Genomic DNA, 21,180 nt, shown 5'->3' on the forward strand with positions numbered 1-21,180 from the left:
TCCCTATCTTCCTACTCGATTATTTATAGCCTATGCTGGCTATCCAAGTTTGATTTGAGCTAACCAGCTTTCTGCCATCAGGTTGGCGCCAGCCCATGAAGTATGCACTCCGTCGGTAGTCCAGTATGCGCCCGTATTGGCCTTTAGAGCTTTATCAAAGATATCCTGATAGGGGATGAAGGCGGTTTTATATTCTTTAGCAAGTTCACGAGCTGCTAACTGGTATTTAGGAAATTCCGGGTACCAGCTATCGTTTATATGCTTTACATCCTTTAAGCCGAATGGCTCACCGATGATTAACTTCACGTTAGGCAATGCTGCTAGAGTTTTGTCCAATAGCTCTTTGTACTGTCCTTTGTACTGTTCTGGCGTATTGATCGCACCGCGATCTTTCGTTCTCCAGAAGTCATTGACGCCGATAAGAATCGAAACAATGTTGGGTTTTAAGTCAATACAGTCGGCTTGCCAGCGATTCATTAAATCAGGGACGCGGTTTCCAGAAATACCACGATTGTAGATCTTGATATTCTTGCTTGCACACTTGTTCAATAAAACGCCCGCAGCAAGCATTGCATAGCCGCCTCCAAAGGCGTTCATCTCATTCGGATTTAGGTTGTCTTTCTTCCGACCAGCATCGGTAATGGAATCTCCTTGGAATAGAATTACATCGTTCTGATTGATGCTGATTCCACCTTTAGGTTTTGCGGATGAAAAATCCTCGGCATGCAACAACGCGCTGCCCATGGCTGTAGTCCCCACAGTCAATATACTCTTCTTTAAAAAATCTCTTCTTGAATTCATGGTCTTTGGATAGGTTGATTATACCTATACAAGATAAGGAAACTAGCAAAATTTGGCAATCCCTTCACGAATAATTTTACAAGCCGCTTTAATCTCCTCTTCGGTAATCGTTAATGGCGGAGCAACACGAAGGGCGGTTTCACAATGTAGATACCAGTCGATGATTAAGCCGTGGTCTGCACAATAATTGCTGACCGCATAAACCTGTTCGAAGTTCTCCAATTGCAAGCACATCATTAAGCCCAGTCCTCGGATTTCTTTGATTTGAGGGATGTCAAGTTCCTTTCGGAACAATGCGGCTTTGCGTTCGACTTGCTCCACGAGTTTTTCTTGTTGAATGACTTCTAATGATGCTTTTGCAGCAGCGCAGGATACAGGATGCCCACCAAAGGTTGTAATGTGACCAAGCATTGGATTGGCTTTGATAACATCCATTACTTCTTTTCGCGCCACGAAGGCACCTAAAGGCATACCTCCTCCAATACCTTTCGCCAGCATCAGGATATCCGGAACGATATCAAAATGTTCAAAAGCGAAAAGTTTTCCGGTCCTTCCGAAACCAGTTTGTATTTCATCAAAAATCAGGAGTGTTCCTGTCTCGTCACATTTATTACGCAGAGCCTGCATATAGGCTTTGTCAGGAACGCGAACGCCCGCTTCGCCCTGTATCGCTTCGACCACAACAGCTGCGGTCTTATCATTGATTTTTTCTAGATCTGGTAAATGGTTGTATTGTATAAAAGAGATTCCCGGTAGGAGTGGGGCGTAAGCTTTTCTGTAATCCTCGTTTCCGATTAAGCTCAATGCTCCCTGTGTGCTACCATGGTAAGCTTCTTTAGCAGCAATAATTTCCTGACGACCAGTAAATTTCTTTGCGATTTTCATCGATCCTTCGACCGCTTCCGCGCCCGAGTTCGTTAAGTATACAGATCCAAAGCTGTTCGGTAAAACGCTTAGCAAATCTGTCGCAAATTGCACTTGCGGCGCTTGTACAAACTCGCCATACACTGTGACATGCATAAACTTATCAAGCTGTTGCTGAATCGCAGCCAGCACCTTTGGATGGCGATGACCGATATTACTCACGTTGAAGCCTGAAACCAAGTCCATATAGGATTGCCCCTCAGGTCCATAAAGGTAAATGCCTTCGGCACGCTCTACTTCGATGAGTCTTGGGGATTCTGATGTCTGTGCGGTATTTTGTAAAAAAAGTTCTCTATTGCTAATCATGGTTGGGTATTATTCGATAATATAACTTTCAAGCCGCTATTGATGAAATAACAAGGATGAAAGGTCTCAAAGGCATTTATAAATAAGGCCTATAAGAAAAAAAGAAGCTCTTACTTAGAGCTTCTTCTGTTAATTTCTGTGATTCCTGCCTTTCAGCTCTTTGTAGAGTAACTCGATAAATTCTTGTTCTACAGAGAAGAATTGAGAAGCTCGGGATTGCCCGATAACTTCCGCAAAGCGGGATCTATAGTTTTTCTTAATTTCGACTTCTTTCGCATCGAAGGAAATCGCGTCATTTCCGGGTCTAAAAGAATTGGAGCCTCCTTGTCTGCGCTCGCTACCACGACTCTTCTGCATCTTTACATCTCTAATTTCCTTCGTATACTGATTGTAAATAGGGAAAAACTGTTGAGCCTCCGCAGGAGTCAATCGTAACTGTTTGGTAATGAATGCAGATTTTTGATTCTCTATCGCTTCAAATCTATCTTGACGTGATTGTCCATTTGCTCCAAAACAAAATAAGCAAGCCAAACAGAATGTCGTAATAATATGTTTCAAACGAAGCATTATAATGTATTATAATTTAAGTATTCTTCTAAATCTTTGTCATCAATTTGACTACCAATAGCTGCTGATTCCTCCGGCTCATAGATGTACTCTGCATAATATGCTAAATCCGTGCCATCCGAATGACTAGCTAAATAGCTTATGATTTCATCCTCAGGAATTTCATCCAAGGAAACTTGCTCTGCATTCGCTACAGTTGCTGCAGAATTTACATTGTTAGGATCACTATTATAAGTAGAAACACCAACAAATGCTGCAACACATGCCGCCGCGGCTGCACCTATCCAAATAACAGGTCTGCTTTTCTTGCGCTCTGTTGTAGGCGTAGGTTGTGGCATTTGGATAACCTTCTTATCCTCAACCTCATCTAATATCGACTTCGTTAATTTGTCGAAGTATCCCATCGGAACAGTAAAACCGTCCGTTTGAACTTTAGATTTCAAATCATCGACAGCAATTGATGCCATGATCTGATCGGTAGAAGTTTCGAAATATTGGTCTGGAATTTCAAACCCACTTTCTTTAACTTGCTCTTGAAGATTATCCTCACTTACTTTCGCCATTATAGAATCGCTTAAGTTCGTAAAATAGCCTTCAGGAACGGTAAATTGTTCTTCTTGCAATTGGTCGATCTGTACATGCTGCATGATACGATCATTTAAGTCTGCGAAGTAACCCGCTGGAACTTCAAAACCTTCATGTTGCTGAAACTGGTCAATCTTAACTTGCGACATAATCTGTTCGCTCAATTCACCGAAATAACTTTCGGGAACTTCGAAGCCAGCACGTTCATCCTTGCTTGTACTATCCAATTTTGCTAAGAACAATAGCCTGTTGGTTTGTTCATTGAAATAATTGTCGGGTACAATGAAAGGGTTAACACGCAACGAATCAGGTAAGTTATTGCCTTCCATGTTGTCGTAATATGTGTTGTTTTCTTTCATAGTACACTAATAGAATAGTTTTTGCGCCAAAGGTTTAATCATTCTTGGCAAAAAAGTTCTCTATCTTCTTAACAGCCAAATGGTAGGACGCTTTTAAAGCGCCGACACTTGTACCTAGTACCTCGGATATTTCGTCGTACTTCATGTCTTCAAAATATTTCATATTGAAAACTAAACGCTGCTTGTCGGGAAGAGTCAACAACGCTTCCTGCAATTTCTGCTGCGCGCGGTCCCCATTAAAATAGGATCCGTCTGCTAAAGTATCCGAAAGATAAGCAGATGTTTCATCATCCAATGAAACATTCTGCTTTTGTTTTTTCTTGTTTAAGAAAGTAATGCATTCATTCGTCGCAATTCTATATAACCAAGTATATAGCTGCGAGTCCTCTCTGAACTTTTCGAGATTACGCCAAACCTTAATAAAGATATCCTGCACAACATCATCGGCATCGTCATGGTCAATAACCATTCTCCGGACATGCCAATAGATTTTCTGCTGGTACTTTTTTAATAACTCGCGAAATGCTTCCTCGCGGGTCTTCTCATCGGCGAACTTCGCAATGATCAGGGAATCTTCCATATTGGATTATTTTCTGCTAATTACTTTTTTCGCTGCTTTTACAATGTCTGCAGCCGTTAAACCATATTTCTCCATCAATTGAGCTGGTGTGCCCGATTCGCCAAAGCTATCGTCTACAGCAACATACTCTTGTGGAGTAGGAAGTTCTTTCGCTAATACCTGTGCAACGCTGTCGCCCAAACCACCTAAACGGTTGTGTTCTTCTGCAGTCACGACACATTTAGTTTTTGCAACAGATTTCAAAATAGCTTCAGCATCTAAAGGCTTAATCGTGTGGATATTGATAATCTCAGCGTTAATACCTGCTTTTTCCAATTCCTCACCCGCTTGGATAGCTTCCCATACTAAGTGACCTGTAGCAATAATCGTTACGTCCGTACCTTCGTTCAACATCACGGCTTTACCGATCTCGAATTTCTGATCTGCAGGTGTGAAGTTAGGAACAACAGGACGACCGAAACGCAAATATGCTGGCCCCTCATGGTCTACTAACGCAATAGTAGCTGCTTTTGTTTGGTTATAATCACAAGGATTGATAACTGTCATGCCTGGCAACATCTTCATTAAGCCGATGTCTTCTAAGATTTGGTGAGTAGCACCATCTTCTCCAAGCGTTAATCCAGCGTGTGAAGCACAAATCTTCACGTTCTTACCTGAATAAGCGATGGATTGACGAATTTGGTCATAAACACGACCTGTAGAGAAATTAGCAAAAGTTCCTGTAAAAGGGATCTTTCCACCGATAGTCAAACCAGCAGCAATACCCATCATGTTTGCTTCCGCGATTCCTATTTGGAAGAAACGCTCAGGATAAGCTTTTATAAAGTCGTTCATTTTCAATGAACCGATCAAGTCAGCACATAACGCTACTACGTTTTCGTTTTGTTGACCAGCTTCTAATAAGCCAGCACCGAAACCTGAGCGTGTATCTTTTGATTCTGTATATGTATATTTTTTCATTTTTTGAAGTCTCGTTCAGAATGGCAAAGCCATTTAAAGTCTAACAAATGTTATCTTAATAATCACCAATTGTTGCAGGGATTTGGTTCAATGCGCTTGCTAATTGCTCATCGTTTGGAGCAACACCATGCCATTTATGTGATCCCATCATGAAATCAACACCATTACCCATTTCCGTATGCAATAAGATAATTACTGGTTTACCCTTTCCGGTGCGAGACTTAGCCTCATCTAAACCAGCAACAACAGATGCCATATCATTACCTTTCTCAACTTCTAACACGTCCCATCCGAAAGCTTCCCATTTTGCACGCAGGTTGCCTAATGAAAGAACCGTTTCTGTAGAACCATCAATCTGCGCATTGTTGTAGTCAACTGCTGCAATGATGTTGTCCATTTTGTTGTGAGGAGCATACATCGCTGCTTCCCAAACCTGTCCTTCTTGCAACTCACCGTCACCCATCAAGACATAAACTAAGCTGTTGTCCTTGTTTAACTTCTTCGCTTGTGCAGCACCGATCGCTACAGATAATCCTTGTCCTAATGAACCAGATGCAACACGAATTCCTGGAAGGTGCTCATGTGTAGTCGGGTGTCCTTGAAGACGTGAATCAATCTTACGGAAAGTCGCTAGCTCACTAACCGGAAAGTATCCAGCTCTCGCCAAGGTACTGTAAAATACCGGAGAAATGTGCCCATTTGATAAGAAGAATAAATCCTCACCAATACCATCCATGTTGAATGAAGGGTCATGTTTCATCGCGTGGAAGTACAATGCCACAAAATAATCTGTACAACCTAAAGATCCCCCTGGGTGTCCTGATTGACATGCATGTACCATGCGAACAATGTCTCTTCTTACTTGAGAAGCTGTTTGTTCAAGCTTGTTTATATCTGCACTCATTTTTTAGTATAAATGTTTCGATTGTTTTGCCGATAAAGGTAGTGAATTTTTTAAAAGTATCTAGTATTTAGTAGATGTTAGACATTAGATATGCGACATTAGATTTTAGACGTTTTCAAAAAAGAAAGGGAAATTTGTCTTAGAACGAGTAAAGGAAGGATACAAGGATATTTCAGGATCCTGCAAATCCTTTCATCCTTCCTTTCTTAGTTCAAGACAACCTTCTTACCTCCTTCACTAACTAACTCCATCCTTCCTCCAAAACTAAAAAAACATGCAATGCCGCAGGTTTTGATAGATATTGCTCTAATATCTAATATCTCACATCTAGCTTCACACATGCATTCTTGCCAATGGAGAAATATCCTGTCCAACAAAGTCTTGTTTCAGGAACTTATGATACCCTGCAATAGCGATCATGGCTGCATTATCGGTGCAGTACTCGAATTTAGGGATAAAAACGTTCCACTTATACTTTTCGCCCATGGCTAATAACGAACTGCGCAAACCCGAGTTTGCAGAAACACCTCCGGCGATTGCAATATCTTTAACGCCCGTTTGTTTTGCGGCTTTTTTAAGCTTGTTCAACAAGATAGATACGATGCGATCCTGCACGGAAGCGCAAAGATCATCCATCCGTTCCTCGAGGAAGTTTGGATTTTTCTTAATCTCCGCTTGCACGAGGTATAGGATAGCCGTCTTAAGGCCTGAAAAACTAAAATTAAGCTCCGGTATTTGAGGTTCTGGCAGCTTGAAGGCCGTAGGGTCTCCATTTTTCGCATGCTTATCAATCAATGGTCCGCCGGGGTAGGGTAGGTTCAAAATCTTGGCTGTTTTATCGAAAGCTTCTCCAGCAGCGTCATCCAAGGTTTCTCCTAGAAGCTCCATCTCAAAATAATCCTTTACTAACACAATCTGTGTATGGCCGCCCGATACCGTTAAACATAAAAATGGAAAAGAGGGCTTCGGGTTATCGATAAAGTGTGCTAAAATGTGCGCCTGCATATGGTTAACCTCAATTAATGGAATATCCATCGCCAGGGCGAAGGATTTTGCAAAGGAAGTTCCGACCAATAATGACCCTAAAAGTCCGGGTCCGCGCGTAAAAGACACTGCATCTATATCTTTTTTGCTTATTTTTGCTTGAATAATGGCTTGATCTACTGTGGGAATAATATTCTGTTGATGGGCACGGGATGCCAATTCAGGCACAACCCCTCCGTATTTCGCATGGATTGCTTGACTTGCAATGATATTTGAACGAATTTCGCCTTCTATACAGATAGATGCGGAAGTTTCATCACAGGATGATTCTATACCGAGTATGATAGCCATTTGAGGGATGTATTAAAATAAAGCACAAAAGTATCAAAAAAATACTTAAAATAACGTTGTATAGCTTGCTTGGCTTAATAGCCGTGCTTTGCCTTGTCGTATTGTCCCTTCAATTCGCATCGGTTCAAACATTTGTAACTAAACGCGTCGCGAACTACCTCTCCGACGAGCTGAACGCCAAAGTTGAACTTAAACATATCTACTTCCGCCCATTCGACCAGCTGACGCTGACTGAGTTCAAACTCAGCGACCAGCAGGGGAAGCCGATGCTAAGTGCGGAGAAGCTCCATGCTGATCTGATGCTCAGACATTTCTTCCAAAATAAAATTGTTATCGAAGACTTAGCATTGCACAAGGCCTATGTAGATTTTCAAGTCTATAAAGACAGTTCTAACTTTAAATTCCTCATCGACTATTTTGCGCCGAAAAAGAAACCCGAGGGCAAAAAGAAAAAACCATTAGAACTACAGCTGCACAATCTAACATTGGTCGATAATCATATCAAGATTTTAAACCATCAGCAAAAGCATCATAACCGTGGCGTCGACTTTTCAGATATTGAACTCCAACATTTGAACGTCAATCTCGCCAATATTAAGTTTGATTCTATATCGCTCAAAACGGACATCAAGGAGCTTTCGCTACAGGAGAAATCCGGATTTCAGATTAAACGCCTTCTTGCGAAGGCTTATATCAGCAATACCAGTATGGAGTTCGATCAGTTGGATCTGGAAACCAACCGCTCCAAGGTTGGACGCTATCTAAAGTTCTCTTATAAGAAGTTCGCAGATTTTGGAGATTTCATCAAGAAAGTGCACATCGAAGGAACGATGGACGATGTCTATGTAGATTCGCGCGACATTGAATACTTTGCACCAACGATGAACAGGGTTCAATTTACAGCGAGTGTCCCGCAGGCCACCGTTGAGGGCACTGTAAACAATATCCGCTCGCAAAATGCATATATCAAAACAGGTAAAGAAACGCTCCTAAGAGGCGACTTCAGCATCAAGGGGCTGCCGAATATGGACAAAACGATCTTTGATTTTGAAGCCAGCGATCTTCAGACCTCCGCGAAAGACCTTGAACTATTGATCCCTAAATTAGCAAACCGCGCTAAATTTTCCCTTCCCGAGCAATTGCATCAGTTTGGACTGATCAAATTCGAAGGGACTTTCAATGGTTTATATAATCTATTTGATATTAAAGGTGATTTTGATACCCAATTAGGCGCGCTCAATACCGATAGCAAAATTGATATACGAAAAGAAATAACTTATCAAGGACATCTGGCGTCCAAATCCTTCCAACTGGGCGAACTTATAGGCAGCAAGTCTTTTAAAAATACAGCGTTCGCCTTTGACTTCGACGGGCAGAGCCTTGATTTCAACAAAATGAAACTCCAATTGGAAGGAGGCTTGCGCAATTTCCAGTTTGGCAACTACAGCTACGACAGTGTGGAAGTATCAGGACTCTTGGATCAAAAACTTATCGATGTTACGGGTTTTATCCAAGACCCGAATGCCCAACTCGCATATGATGCCAAAGTGGATTTCCAATCTGCCGAAGCAAGCTATGACGTATCGGCCGATGTGGAATTGATCAATCTGAAAAAGATGGGATTTGTCGAAAAAGACAGTATCGTTATCTTCAATTCTCAAATCAACACCCATCTTACCGGCAATAATCTCAATAACCTGAACGGTGATGTGATTGCTGAGCAGATCAATATGCAAACAACAAAAGGCGACTTCACTGTCAACGACCTTTTCTTCTCTGCCGAAGGAACGCAGATGGATCGGTTACTGACTTTGCGCTCCAATGTCTTGGATGCTGAAATGAAAGGAGTGATCGACCTAAATACCCTCATCCCTTATTTCAAAGCATTAGCGATGCGCTATGCGCCGGCGATTGGTCTTACAGTAGAACCCTATAATCCACAGATATTCGACTTGCAACTCAATGTCAAATCCTTTGAGCCTGTTTCTGCATTTTTAGACCCAACGCTTATATTGGATGACGGCGCATCACTGGAAGCACACTTCTCATCGGAAGATTTCACCGCAGAATTTACGGCATTCAGCCCCTTCGTCCGTTATCAGGGAATCAATGTACAAAATATACACATCCGTGAAAACGCAGATGAAGAAGCGTTTTCCTTAGATGTGACTGCCGACAAGCTCTTCCTGAGCGATAGCATATTTGTGACTGATATAGAAATCAATAATATCCTTTCAAATGATAGCCTGCTGTTCAGTATAAACGGCGCTAAGGAGACCGATCTGAACTATCTCCGTCTAAATGGCGATATACATTTTGCGCATAATAAGCCGGCTTATATACATTTCAATAAATCGTCGATCATTGTCAACAAAGAGCCTTGGACGTTAAATACTGATGCAGAAATGCGAGTATCAAAAGGTAAATTCTACCTGACGAATCTCATTGCTAGCCAAGGTCAACAAAAGGTTGCTTTCAATGGTGTTTTATCCAATGAGGACGATAAGCTAGAGGTCAACTTCAGCAAGTTCAACTTGAACGCGCTGGAGGTGGTGCTGAAACCTTTGGGTATCCGCCTAGATGGTGAACTAAATGGGGATATTGAATTGCACTCTGCGTTTAAAAAGCCCTATCTCTCGGCCAACGTGCAAACCAGCCCTTTGGTTTACAATCAAATCCCAATCGGGCAGCTCCGATTATTGGCAGATTTTGATCCAGAGACCAAACAAGCAAACCTCGATCTCCAGCTGCTCGACGACCTCAACAAAGGCCTGAAGTTGAATGGTACCTATCAAATTGCCGGTGTCGATCAAGAACTGAATCTTAAAGGCTCCCTAAATCAGATGGAGCTGATCCTTTTTCAACCATTTGTACGGACGTTAACCTCCCAATTGCAAGGGAAGATGAATGCTGAAATTCAAATTGGCGGAACGCTGAAGAACCCGGAGTTCAACGCTATTTCGAAAATCGAATATGCTTCCTTCAATGTAAATTACCTTAAAACTTCTTATAATATCAGCAATCAAACGGTGCTGTTAGACAAGAATAACATCATGTTGAACCAATTGGCTTTCAACGACAGCAAAGGCCATCAGGCGGTTGCCAACGGTATTGTCAATCTCAATAAGCTGAGCAATCCTTATATCGATGTGGATGTGGTGACGAACAATACCATGATCCTGAATACGACTTACAAAGACAATAACCTCTACTTCGGGACGGCTTATGCCACGGGTACCTTTAAATTTAAAGGAGCGACCTCTGCAATCGACATCAACATCAAAGCAAGATCGGAAGATAACACCTCCATCACCATTCCATTCAACTCGGCGATGACGGTAACCGATAGCGACTTTATCTACTTTGTGAGCAATGATTCCAGTAAAAATAAACAGCAGGAGTCTAAGTATCTCTTGAAAGGGATGACCATGAACATGGATATTGAATTTACGCCAACTGCAGAAGTCAATCTGCAAACCGACCTGGGCTCCTTGAAAGGAAATGGAACCGGAGAAATAACCTTAAAAGTTTCCAGTCTAGGGGATTTTGAGATGTTCGGCGATTACACCGTAAATTCCGGAAAATTCCATTTTACAGCACAGGATTTCTTCAATAAGTTTTTCGATATCAAGCAAGGAGGAACCATTAGATGGACAGGGTCGCCATCGGGAGCTACCATCAATATGACGGCAATCTATCAACAGCGTACATCCATCTCGCCTTTGTATAACGCTGCAGGACGCTCCGGACAGGATGAACGCGTCATGGCGCAGGCAGACATGAATATTAAGGGAACATTGAGCCAGCCCGATGTATCTTTCGATCTTAACTTCCCGCAAACTCCATACGTCAAAGACGAGCTCCAAGCTTATTTGAGCGATGCAAACAATGTCAATCAACAGGCGCTGAGCTTGATCGTTCGACGAAGCTTCACGGCGAGCTCCAACAACGAGCTGGGCCGCGAGGTAAACAATACTCTCTTGTCCGCAGGAACGGAAATAGCATTCAACCAGTTGAACAATATCTTAGCACAATCGCTCAAGATCGATTTCTTAGATTTCAATATCCGCTCCCTGAATGATGCCTCTGCGTCCTTCCGATTCTTTAACGACCGACTTGTACTTACCGGAGGGATTGTGGACAGAAGAAATGTGCAAACCACAGACTTAACATTCTTCTCGAATAAAGTTGCTACCGATGCCGAATTAACCTTTAAGTTGCGTAGGGATGGAAATTTAATGTTCCGCGCGTACAATCGCTTGAATACAAGAAATATTCTATTCACACCGACCGACGATTATATTAATGCCGTTGGTTTGATTTACCGTCAGGAGTTTAATACGCTTGGAGAATTCTGGAGAAAATTATGGAATTGGAGCGGAACACGCAGCGATCTACCCATCAAACCTATTCCAACATTAGATACGACCAAGAAGGAGATAAAATAGGGCTTATCGAACCTTAGTATGTCTCGATCGAAACCTACTGCCTGAACTCAATCTTCACCTCAATTCTTTTTCCATCGTTACCTTTTTTCCAATCCGGACCATTCTTAATGATCTGAATAGCTTGTTGATCTAGCGATGGATTGGCAGATTTCAAAACAATAATATTTGTCGGGCGACCGAAATTATTGATTTCAAATACAAGTGTTACATTCCCTTTGCCAAATAGGGATTCCTTGCTATGGTCGTTAATATATTTTTTATAGGCTTTCCACCCGATCAAAGGCTCTGATTTTATTTTACTCTGATTTTTTCCAGCGTCTATGACCACTACCTCATCCAATGTTGCATAGTCTGGTGCAAGTCGGATGGTCTGCTGATTGCTCGCAAGAATACGTGCGGATTGGTATCCTATTGATAGAATTTCGAGTTCGGTAGATTCTATGGCTGAAGGCATCACAAAGCTTCCCGATGAATCCGTCATCACCACTTCATTCGTTTTTACGTTTCTAACCGTTGCCTGAGGAATTGGATAACCCGAATCCTGGTCGATGACTTCGCCCGTGATAATACGTTTATAGTCCTGCGGACTGCCGACGCGTGCAGACATTTCCGCCTGCGGCGCGACACTTATGCCAGACTCCTTGCCTTGTAAGCTGATGACGTTCGGATTGTTTGCCGGAGAGCGTTTTGCAAGCATTTTCCCGGAAATCACTTGAACCGTATCTATGAATAGGTCCGGACTGATAACCAGGTCCTTCTTCCGAGTTTCTTCCCTGCTGCTCGCGCGTTCTGCTGTCCGTGCTGTACTTTGTTGCGCTTTAGATTCGTTCAATTCCGGTGCTGCAGCAATTAAGTTGCTGGTAGAATCCTCTTCGAAGCTGTCTAATTCGATGCTATTTAATGTTGTATCGGTAGGGGCAGTTTCTGCAATGTCTGCCGGTGCCATGGCTAATTCCGTCTCGTCTTGTGGTCGATTCAAATACCAAATCGTTCCAATTCCTAGTACTAATAATAAGGAAGCAGCAATTCCCAAAGCTTTATAAGGGAGCAGTGTTTTTATTTTCCCGGGATGCGTACGTTCATAAATCGCAGCATGCAGTTCCGTAGGGTTCAGGCTGCTCTTCAGTCTTTGCTCTTCTTCCAAGCCCATAATGATATCCATCAGCATTTCGTTCTGATGCGAAGCTTTTTCAATAGCGTACATCTCGGAGGAACTTAATTCTCCGTTCACATACCTACGTAAATAAGCGATATCAAAATGATTACTCATGTTGTGCCCTTTCCATACAAATTTTGAGGTTCCTTTTTCCATTCTGAATGGCGCTCTTAACGTCGTTCATACTGTATCCCGTTATCTCGGCAACCTCCTTATAGCATTTCTCTTCAATGAAGAAGAGGCGGATGCTCTGTTGTTGTTTTTCTATTAATCGATCTATACAGCTCTCCAATTGCGACAATTGCTCCTCCCGCTCCTTATAGTTTTCCTCCTGATGCAGGTTTGCCGCAAATTCCACAAAGTCATTTGTAACAATTTCAGGTTTGCTCTTCGCTGACCGTAATGCCATGAGGCAATGATTTTTGCTGACCACATATAGCCAGCGCGGGAAATCTTGAATTGATTGCTTCTTTACCTTGTCGATGAGCTCTTCAAAAATTTGCATCACCGCATCCCGGCTGCGCTCAGGTTCTTTGAAATAACGCAAGCATACATAGAATACCATCTCGCTATGACGTTGGTATAAGTCACCAAGACAGGCGAGATCACCTTCCCGTAGGTAGGTGGCCAATAACTCTTCATCAGATTGTAATGTTGGTTTTGACAAGATCCTAATGCAAATTCTAGGGGTAAAATAATTTTTTTTTCTGGTTTATGGAAATCTAGAGAAATCTGCATCCCTCAACAAAAAATTAGAATCATGAAAAGTATACTCAGCATTTTGATGGTGTTTTTCGCTTTAGTAGGCGGAGCTCATGCGCAGGAAAAAGTTATTACTGGTCAAGTGACAGATCGCGAGTCGAATCTCCCTTTACAAGGTGTAGAGGTCTCAGTGTTAGGTAAATATAAGAGCACTCGTACAGGGCAAGACGGGAAGTACTCCATTAAAGCGGTTGATGGGGACAAGTTATTGTTCAGCTTCATAGCTTATCAAAAGCAAACGGTTAAAGTTGGAAAAAAGACAGTAATCAATATTGCTTTACAACCAGAAAATCAGGTCTTAGAGGAGGTTGTTGTAACAGGAGTGAAGGGTGTTGCGAAGATGAACGACGTTAGTTATCAGGTAGCAAGTTCTTCGCCCGGTATTATGATTAGCAGAATGCCGGTGAGTATGGATACAGAAAGTTACAAGAATATTGATGAGAATGCTTTTAAATCACCTTTAAAAGATCCTTTATCAACTTTTGCGGCCGATGTAGATGCGGCTTCTTATAGCAACGTTCGTCGTATGATCAATGCTGGAAACCTGCCGGATCGGGATGCAGTTCGCGTCGAGGAAATGATCAACTATTTCCAATATGATCTCAAAGCGCCTACGAATGGTGATCCGGTGAGGATTTACACAGAATTGGGTGTTTCCCCGTGGAACAAAGAGCATCAGCTCATTCGCATTGCATTAAAGGCAAAAGATATTCCGTCGGCACAATTGCCGGCATCCAATTTCGTTTTCTTGATCGATGTTTCGGGGTCTATGTATGCAGCGAATAAACTGCCGCTCGTAAAATCATCTTTAAAACTATTGGTGGATCAATTGCGCGATCAAGATCGGGTTGCCATCGTTACTTATGCAGGTAGTGCCGGCGTAAAATTAGAAAGTACCTCAGGGACCCAGAAGATGAAAATCAAAGAAGCGATTGATGAATTGGTGTCGGGTGGCAGCACAGCTGGTGGCGCCGGTATTCGGAAAGCTTACGATATCGCCCGCCAAAACTTCATGAAGAACGGGAATAACCGAATCATCCTAGCATCGGATGGCGATTTTAATGTAGGTGCATCAAGCGACGACGATATGGAAAAACTGATCAGCAAGGAACGCGAAAGTGGTGTGCATTTGACGGTATTAGGTTTTGGAATGGGGAACTTAAAAGATAGCAAGATGGAATTGCTAGCGAACAAAGGGCATGGAAATTACGCCTATATCGATAATATCTCCGAAGCACGCAAAGCCATGGTTACCGAGTTTGGAGGAACATTGTTTACCGTGGCAAAGGATGTTAAAATTCAGGTCGAATTTAACCCTGCTTATGTACAAGCATACCGCTTAGTAGGCTATGAGAACCGCTTGCTTGCTGCGGAAGATTTCAATAACGACGCAAAATTAGGTGGCGATATGGGTGTCGGCCATAGCGTAACAGCAATTTATGAAATTGTACCGGTAGGAGTGAAGAGCAGCAGCATAGGTACGGTCGATCCTTTGAAATATCAAGATAATAAGAATGCAGCCCAAGGCACGTTGAATGGAGAATTGGCGACCGTGAAATTCCGCTACAAAGAGCCGGAAAGCAATAAGAGTAAATTGCAACAGGTCATTGTATCCAACAAAATGGCAAGTATCGATCAAATGAGCGAAGACTTTAGATTTGCTACCGCAGTAGCCGAATTGGGTATGCTTTTGCGTAATTCAGATTATAAGCAAGAAGCGAGTTATAAGAATTTAGTAGCTCGTGCAAAAGCTGCCAAAGGAAAAGATGATGAGGGCTATAGAGCAGAATTTATCCGCATGGCTGAGAATGCTGCGGTCTTGGATAAGCGATAGTATAAAATTAACGATTCTACGATAATGCGTAAAGAATTTCTTTTTGGAGCCCTTTCATGAAAGGGCTCTACGCATTAATGTCCAAATAGACCCTTGATTACTTCTTCTTTTGCATTTCCTTATATTGCTGAGAGAATGATTTCTCTGCTATCTTAGGGAGTTCTCTACTTTCGCCCCATGCCTTTTTAAAGAAGTTCCTTACAAAGAAGTTTTTGGTCTTACCGCCGAAGAAGTCAATGATCTTGCGCTTCTGTATGGCCCAGGTAAAAAGACCCCAAGCTTTTCTCTCCGATCCGGTCGTAAAATTTTCCTGAACCGAATCGCGACGATTCAACAACAGCATCTTTTGAATATCAATGCCTACAGGACAAACCTCCGTACATTTTCCACATAGGGAAGACGCATAACTCAGATGTTTAAATTCCTTCATGCCGTTCAGATGTGGAGATATCAATGAGCCAATAGGTCCTTGGTAGGTCGTTTCATAAGTATGACCGCCAATATTTTGGTAAATTGGACAGACGTTTAGGCAGGCACCGCAACGAATACAGTATAGTCCCTGACGTTGGTCTTTGTGTTCTAATACATTGGTACGCCCATTGTCTAATAGGATTACATACATTTCCTCCGGTCCATCAGCCTCGGCGGCCTTTCGAGGTCCGCTCAGGAGCGTGTTATAGACTGTTAGGTTTTGCCCGGTTCCGTGGGAGGCTAGGAGAGGCCAGAACAGATCCAGATCGCCCATATTCGGGATGACCTTCTCTATCCCGACAACGGCAATATGTACTTTCGGAAAGGATGTCGTCAGGCGTGCATTTCCTTCGTTTTCCGTAATGGCAATACTTCCCGAATCAGCAACTAAGAAATTCGCACCGGTGATGCCAATATCTGCAGTCGTATATTTCTCGCGTAATATCTCCCGCGCCTTCATGGTCAACTCCTCTGCCGTCGCTTCCAAGGGCGTTTCGAAGCGCTCATGGAATAGCTTGGCAATATCTTCCAAACTAAGGTGCATAGCAGGAGTGACGAAATGATAGGGTTTTTGATCTAAAAGCTGAATGATAAATTCACCTAAATCGCTTTCAATAGTCTCGATGTTTTTCTTAGCAAGAAAGTGATTCAGTTCAATCTCCTCCGTCGCCATCGACTTGGATTTGATAACCGACTTCGCGTTGTGCTGTTCGATAATTTTCGCAATCTCTTGTCTTGCTTCTTCCGCATCATTCGCCCAGATCACATGGCCGCCATTCTTCGTAAAATTAGACTCGAAATCCAATAAATAACGGTCCAGGTTTTCCATCACCTTCCATTTGATCAGATTAGCCTTCTGTTTCGAATTCTCCAAGTCATGAAATTTCGATTTGCCACGCTCAAAAGCCACATTATACTTATCAATATTGGTATTGATAATCTGGCGATGGCGCAAATCGAAAGATTTAGTCTTACTGTCTTGAAGGAATTTGTCTGCTACTGATGCTGCCATAGGGTATTGTGTGCGATGTATACAAAAATAAAAGTTGACCGGGATATGGTCAACTTTTATAAAGATAATAATTTATCCGTTAATGAGTGGATGTGGTAAAACCGATTCCTACTATTTTGTTAAAGGTTTCAACGCAATATTCAACTCATCTAGTTGTTCTAAAGCAATTGTTGCAGGGGCATCAATCATTACATCACGTCCTGAATTATTTTTCGGGAATGCGATAAAGTCACGAATCGTCTCCTGTCCACCAAGAATTGCGGTTAAACGGTCAAGTCCAAATGCTAATCCGCCGTGCGGAGGAGCGCCATATTGGAAGGCATTCATCAGGAATCCAAATTGATCCTGCGCCTGCTCTTCCGTGAATCCTAGATGCTTGAACATCAAGGCTTGCATTTCTTTATCATGGATACGAATGGAACCACCACCAATTTCATTACCATTCAATACTAAGTCGTATGCATTAGCACGCACTTTTCCGGGATCGGTATCTAGTAGCGGCATATCCTCTAACTTCGGAGAAGTGAATGGGTGGTGCATTGCGTGATAGCGTCCGCTTTCTTCGTCCCACTCCAATAATGGGAAGTCGATTACCCATAGCGGTGCAAATTCATCCGGCTTACGTAGACCTAGGCGATTTCCTAATTCCATACGCAATGCAGATAACTGCGCGCGTGTTTTATTTGCCGGACCCGATAATACCAAGATCAAGTCGCCAGGTTTAGCGCCTGTGGCTTCTGCCCATTTCAATAAGTCTGCTTGATCGTAGAATTTATCAACGGAAGATTTTATGCTGCCATCTGCTTCATATTTTGCATAGACCATTCCTGATGCACCAACTTGAGGGCGTTTTACCCAGTCGATTAGCTCATCAATCTGTTTTCTAGTATAAGAAGCTGCTTCTGGAACAGCAATACCAACGACAAGTTCGGCATTGTTGAAAATAGCAAACTCTTTATGCTGCGCAACGGCGTTCAACTCACCGAACTTCATTCCAAAACGGATATCCGGTTTGTCATTTCCGTAAGTGCGCATCGCTTCGTCAAATGTCATTCTAGGGAATTGATCCAACTCGATACCGTGGATTGTTTTCAATAGGTGACGAGTCATGCCTTCGAAGATATTCAAGATGTCTTCTTGCTCTACAAATGACATCTCACAGTCAATCTGTGTAAACTCCGGCTGTCTGTCAGCGCGTAAATCCTCGTCGCGGAAACACTTAACGATTTGGAAATACTTGTCCATACCACCCACCATTAATAACTGTTTGAACGTTTGTGGAGATTGTGGTAATGCATAGAACTGACCAGGGTTCATACGTGAAGGTACGATAAAGTCACGCGCCCCTTCTGGAGTAGACTTAATTAAATAAGGAGTCTCCACCTCACAGAAGTCAAGGTTCGATAAATAGTTTCTAACCTCCTGCGTTACTTTATGACGGAAAAGTAAGCTGTTCTTAACCGGATTTCTACGAATATCCAAATAACGATATTTCATACGGATATCATCACCCCCGTCCGTTTCATCCTCAATAGTGAATGGAGGTAGCTTCGATTCGTTTAGAATCTCCAAGTTGCTCACTTTAATTTCAATCTCTCCCGTAGGGATTTTACTGTTCTTACTTGAGCGCTCAATAACAGTTCCTGTCGCTTTGATTACAAACTCTCTCCCTAACTCACGTGCGCGGCTACGAAGGGACTCGTCATCATCACTGTTAAAGGTTAATTGTGTAATACCATATCGATCACGAACGTCAATGAAGGTCATCCCTCCTAAGTCGCGTGATTTCTGAACCCAACCACTTAAGGTTACGGTTTTTCCAATATCTTCAATTCTTAGTTCGCCACAAGTATGTGTTCTGTGCATGATTTACTGTCTTTATTATAGAAGGACAAAATTATCGGATTTATATTAAAATAAAGAATTGGATTTTATGTAGACGGAAGGGGGGCTTTTTTGGTTTTGAAAAAGGGGGATGTTTCTGAACATTTGGAATAAACAAGAAAGGAAAATTTGTCTTTGAACGTTTGGTATAAACAACAAATGAAAGTTTGTCTATGAACCAAGAAAGAAAGGATTTAAGGATTGGCAGGATCGTTTTGAACAGGATAGGCAGGATGCAAGGGTGGGCAGGATTGTTTTGTTTTGGACGTTTGGTTTCGAAGGGGCCTTTCCTGGTTCAGAAATAGTTGTTAGTACTTAGTATAAAGACCTATGGCGTAATATCCCGCTCATCCTTACATCCTTTCTTTCCTGGTTCAGAAAAAGTATTTAGTAGTTAGTACTTAGTATAAAGACCGATGGCGTGATATCCTGTCCATCCTTGCATCCTTCCTTTCCTGGTTCAAAGACAATGTCTTAAATCTAACATCTAATCTCTATAGCCGCCATAGGTCTAACTACTAAATACTAAATACTAACTACTCCCCATTCAAACCCCAATCAAACCCGCTCCAGAGCGGGTTTGATTGGGGTTAATATTGGGTTTAGAATGGCTTTGACTTGAGCTTGTTTTATCTTCTCCCACTTTCAGCCACTTTGTTCCTATTTTTCTAATTTTTTATGGAAAACCTTCCATTATTCCTTCCTTAGTCGATGGTTTTCAATCGATTTGATACATTTTTTAATTTATTGTAATTCAATATAATCCTTTGATTTTGTTGCGCTAGAGGCTGTTTTTGTAGTCGTATTATGATGTGGAAAACTTTTTTGTGGGGGATTGTGGGAGATTGTGGGGGAAAGTGTCTACTTTTACATTAAAATTAGTGTAGACGTATACTGAATGAATCAATTAATCGGAGAATTCGAATGTAAGCTAGACACCAAAGGAAGAATGGTGGTTCCAGCTTCGCTTAAACGGCAGCTGCCGGAAGCGGAGAGGGAAGGGCTTGTCGTGAACCGAGGTTTTGAGAAGAATTTGGTGATTTACACGAGGGAGGAATGGAATAAGAAGATGGCGCAGCTGGCGAAGCTGAACCAATATAATGCGAAGAACAGAAACTTCATTCGTCAATTTATGCGTGGTGCAACGGAATTGTCTTTGGACTCTGCGGGCCGTGTGTTATTGCCGAAGGGTTTGTTAGAGTACGCAGGTATTCAAGCGGATGTTGTTCTAGCATGTCAGTTTGATAAGATTGAAGTGTGGTCGAAAGCAGAATACGATGCGATTATGGATGCGGATATGGGCGATGATTTTGCTGCACTAGCGGAAGACGTTATGGGTGGATTTGATTTCGGAGGGTTGGAGAATGAGTAACGAAATCGGCTACCACGTACCAGTGATGCTCCAGGAGTGTATTGATGCACTTGCTATAAAGCCAGACGGGATTTATGTAGATGTGACCTTCGGTGGAGGTGGACACTCAAAAGAAATATTGAAACACTTAGGGCCAAAGGGTCGTTTGATCGCATTTGATCAGGATCCGGATGCTGTTAAGAATGCTTTGGATGATCCTCGTTTCACGTTGATCCATCAAAACTTTAGGTTCTTAAAAAATTATTTGCGTTTAGAGGGAATTCGTGCCGTTGATGGCATCTTAGCCGATTTAGGCGTTTCCTCACATCAGTTCGATGATGCTGACCGCGGTTTCTCGATTCGCTTTGATGCGGATTTGGATATGCGGATGGATCAGGTTTCGGACTTAGATGCGCGCAAGGTATTGAGTACCTACGCTGAAGAGGATTTGCATCGCATCTTCGGGATGTATGGTGAAATCATCAATGCGAAGACTTTAGCAAAAACAATCGTTACTGCTCGTTTAAATCAAGAGATCAATACGGTTGCTGAACTAAAAGAGGTGATCAAGAAATTAGTTCCGAAAGGTAAAGAACATAAATACCATGCGCAGGTATTTCAGGCTTTACGTATCGAAGTAAATAAAGAGTTAGAAGCCCTACAGGAGTTTTTGGAACAGACGGTTGGGGTTTTGAAAGAGTCCGGACGATTGGTGGTGATGTCTTACCATTCTTTAGAAGATAGATTGGTTAAGAATTTCATGGCGAAGGGTAAGTTCAAAGGAGAGGTGGAGAAGGATTTTTTCGGGAATGAGATCAAACCATTTAAAGTAATCAGCCGGAAGGCTATTGTGGCGAATGAAGAAGAGTTGGCGAGAAACAACAGAGCGCGCAGTGCGAAATTGCGTATAGCAGAAAAGGTGTAATTGAAGCAAAGACTAG

The 21,180-nt window shown here is 42.3% G+C and carries 16 protein-coding genes; 4 read left to right on the plus strand and 12 right to left on the minus strand.

From position 1 onward, the window contains the following. Positions 1 to 39: 39 nt before the first annotated feature. The 8 genes from B2400_RS14735 to tsaD form a co-directional block, all read right to left on the minus strand. Positions 40 to 801, minus strand: a complete 762-nt coding sequence (locus B2400_RS14735) for an SGNH/GDSL hydrolase family protein (protein WP_286650347.1) — start codon at positions 799 to 801, stop codon at positions 40 to 42. A 42-nt stretch (positions 802 to 843) separates the two neighbouring features. Further along, complete coding sequence (locus tag B2400_RS14740; protein WP_293934553.1) at positions 844 to 2,031, minus strand: aspartate aminotransferase family protein; 1,188 nt, start codon at positions 2,029 to 2,031, stop codon at positions 844 to 846. Positions 2,032 to 2,160: 129 nt separating this feature from the next. Beyond that, the gene (locus B2400_RS14745; RefSeq protein WP_149525081.1) at positions 2,161 to 2,598 is read right to left on the minus strand and encodes a hypothetical protein; all 438 of its coding nucleotides are present in this window, start codon (positions 2,596 to 2,598) and stop codon (positions 2,161 to 2,163) included. After that, complete coding sequence (locus tag B2400_RS14750; protein ID WP_286650349.1) at positions 2,598 to 3,542, minus strand: hypothetical protein; 945 nt, start codon at positions 3,540 to 3,542, stop codon at positions 2,598 to 2,600. Before B2400_RS14750 ends, B2400_RS14745 begins: the two co-directional genes overlap by 1 nt. 34 nt (positions 3,543 to 3,576) lie before the next feature. Then, positions 3,577 to 4,122 (minus strand): RNA polymerase sigma factor, encoded by a 546-nt coding sequence (locus B2400_RS14755; RefSeq protein WP_149525083.1) that lies wholly within the window; start codon positions 4,120 to 4,122, stop codon positions 3,577 to 3,579. Between the two features lie 6 nt (positions 4,123 to 4,128). Continuing rightward, complete coding sequence (locus tag B2400_RS14760) at positions 4,129 to 5,082, minus strand: transketolase family protein (RefSeq protein ID WP_260039401.1); 954 nt, start codon at positions 5,080 to 5,082, stop codon at positions 4,129 to 4,131. Between the two features lie 55 nt (positions 5,083 to 5,137). Next, the gene (locus B2400_RS14765; protein ID WP_260039402.1) at positions 5,138 to 5,986 is read right to left on the minus strand and encodes a transketolase; all 849 of its coding nucleotides are present in this window, start codon (positions 5,984 to 5,986) and stop codon (positions 5,138 to 5,140) included. Positions 5,987 to 6,319: 333 nt separating this feature from the next. Next, positions 6,320 to 7,321, minus strand: coding sequence for a tRNA (adenosine(37)-N6)-threonylcarbamoyltransferase complex transferase subunit TsaD (gene tsaD / locus B2400_RS14770; protein ID WP_293934562.1), 1,002 nt, complete (start codon positions 7,319 to 7,321; stop codon positions 6,320 to 6,322). Positions 7,322 to 7,377: 56 nt separating this feature from the next. On the opposite strand from tsaD, the gene B2400_RS14775 reads away from it, so the two are divergent. Continuing rightward, positions 7,378 to 11,769 (plus strand): translocation/assembly module TamB domain-containing protein, encoded by a 4,392-nt coding sequence (locus B2400_RS14775; RefSeq protein WP_293934565.1) that lies wholly within the window; start codon positions 7,378 to 7,380, stop codon positions 11,767 to 11,769. A gap of 34 nt (positions 11,770 to 11,803) precedes the next feature. On the opposite strand, the gene B2400_RS14780 is transcribed toward B2400_RS14775, so the two are convergent. Both B2400_RS14780 and B2400_RS14785 read right to left on the minus strand, forming a co-directional pair. Continuing rightward, positions 11,804 to 13,039, minus strand: coding sequence for an energy transducer TonB family protein (locus B2400_RS14780; protein WP_293934568.1), 1,236 nt, complete (start codon positions 13,037 to 13,039; stop codon positions 11,804 to 11,806). Then, positions 13,032 to 13,592: an RNA polymerase sigma factor gene (locus B2400_RS14785; protein ID WP_246172462.1), complete on the minus strand. Its 561-nt coding sequence runs from the start codon at positions 13,590 to 13,592 to the stop codon at positions 13,032 to 13,034. The genes B2400_RS14780 and B2400_RS14785 overlap by 8 nt, the downstream gene beginning before the upstream one ends. Positions 13,593 to 13,685: 93 nt before the next feature. Here B2400_RS14785 and B2400_RS14790 point away from each other — a divergent pair, with 93 nt between their 5' ends. Further along, positions 13,686 to 15,521, plus strand: a complete 1,836-nt coding sequence (locus B2400_RS14790) for a vWA domain-containing protein (RefSeq protein WP_293934572.1) — start codon at positions 13,686 to 13,688, stop codon at positions 15,519 to 15,521. A 97-nt stretch (positions 15,522 to 15,618) separates the two neighbouring features. Here the strand turns inward: B2400_RS14790 and B2400_RS14795 are convergent, their stop codons facing one another. Beyond that, on the minus strand, positions 15,619 to 17,004 hold the full coding sequence (locus B2400_RS14795; RefSeq protein ID WP_293934575.1) for a LutB/LldF family L-lactate oxidation iron-sulfur protein: 1,386 nt from the start codon (positions 17,002 to 17,004) through the stop codon (positions 15,619 to 15,621). A 111-nt stretch (positions 17,005 to 17,115) separates the two neighbouring features. Then, on the minus strand, positions 17,116 to 18,870 hold the full coding sequence (gene aspS, locus B2400_RS14800; RefSeq protein WP_293934583.1) for an aspartate--tRNA ligase: 1,755 nt from the start codon (positions 18,868 to 18,870) through the stop codon (positions 17,116 to 17,118). Positions 18,871 to 19,786: 916 nt separating this feature from the next. On the opposite strand from aspS, the gene mraZ reads away from it, so the two are divergent. Further along, complete coding sequence (gene mraZ / locus B2400_RS14805) at positions 19,787 to 20,260, plus strand: division/cell wall cluster transcriptional repressor MraZ (RefSeq protein ID WP_260039412.1); 474 nt, start codon at positions 19,787 to 19,789, stop codon at positions 20,258 to 20,260. Continuing rightward, positions 20,253 to 21,164 carry a 16S rRNA (cytosine(1402)-N(4))-methyltransferase RsmH gene (gene rsmH, locus B2400_RS14810; protein ID WP_149525094.1) on the plus strand — a complete coding sequence of 304 codons (912 nt, stop codon included), beginning with the start codon at positions 20,253 to 20,255 and terminating at the stop codon, positions 21,162 to 21,164. Before mraZ ends, rsmH begins: the two co-directional genes overlap by 8 nt. The last annotated feature ends 16 nt before the right edge of the window (positions 21,165 to 21,180 follow it).

This window comes from Sphingobacterium sp. UBA6645 (assembly GCF_002455685.1).
GTDB classification, from domain to species: domain Bacteria; phylum Bacteroidota; class Bacteroidia; order Sphingobacteriales; family Sphingobacteriaceae; genus Sphingobacterium; species Sphingobacterium hotanense.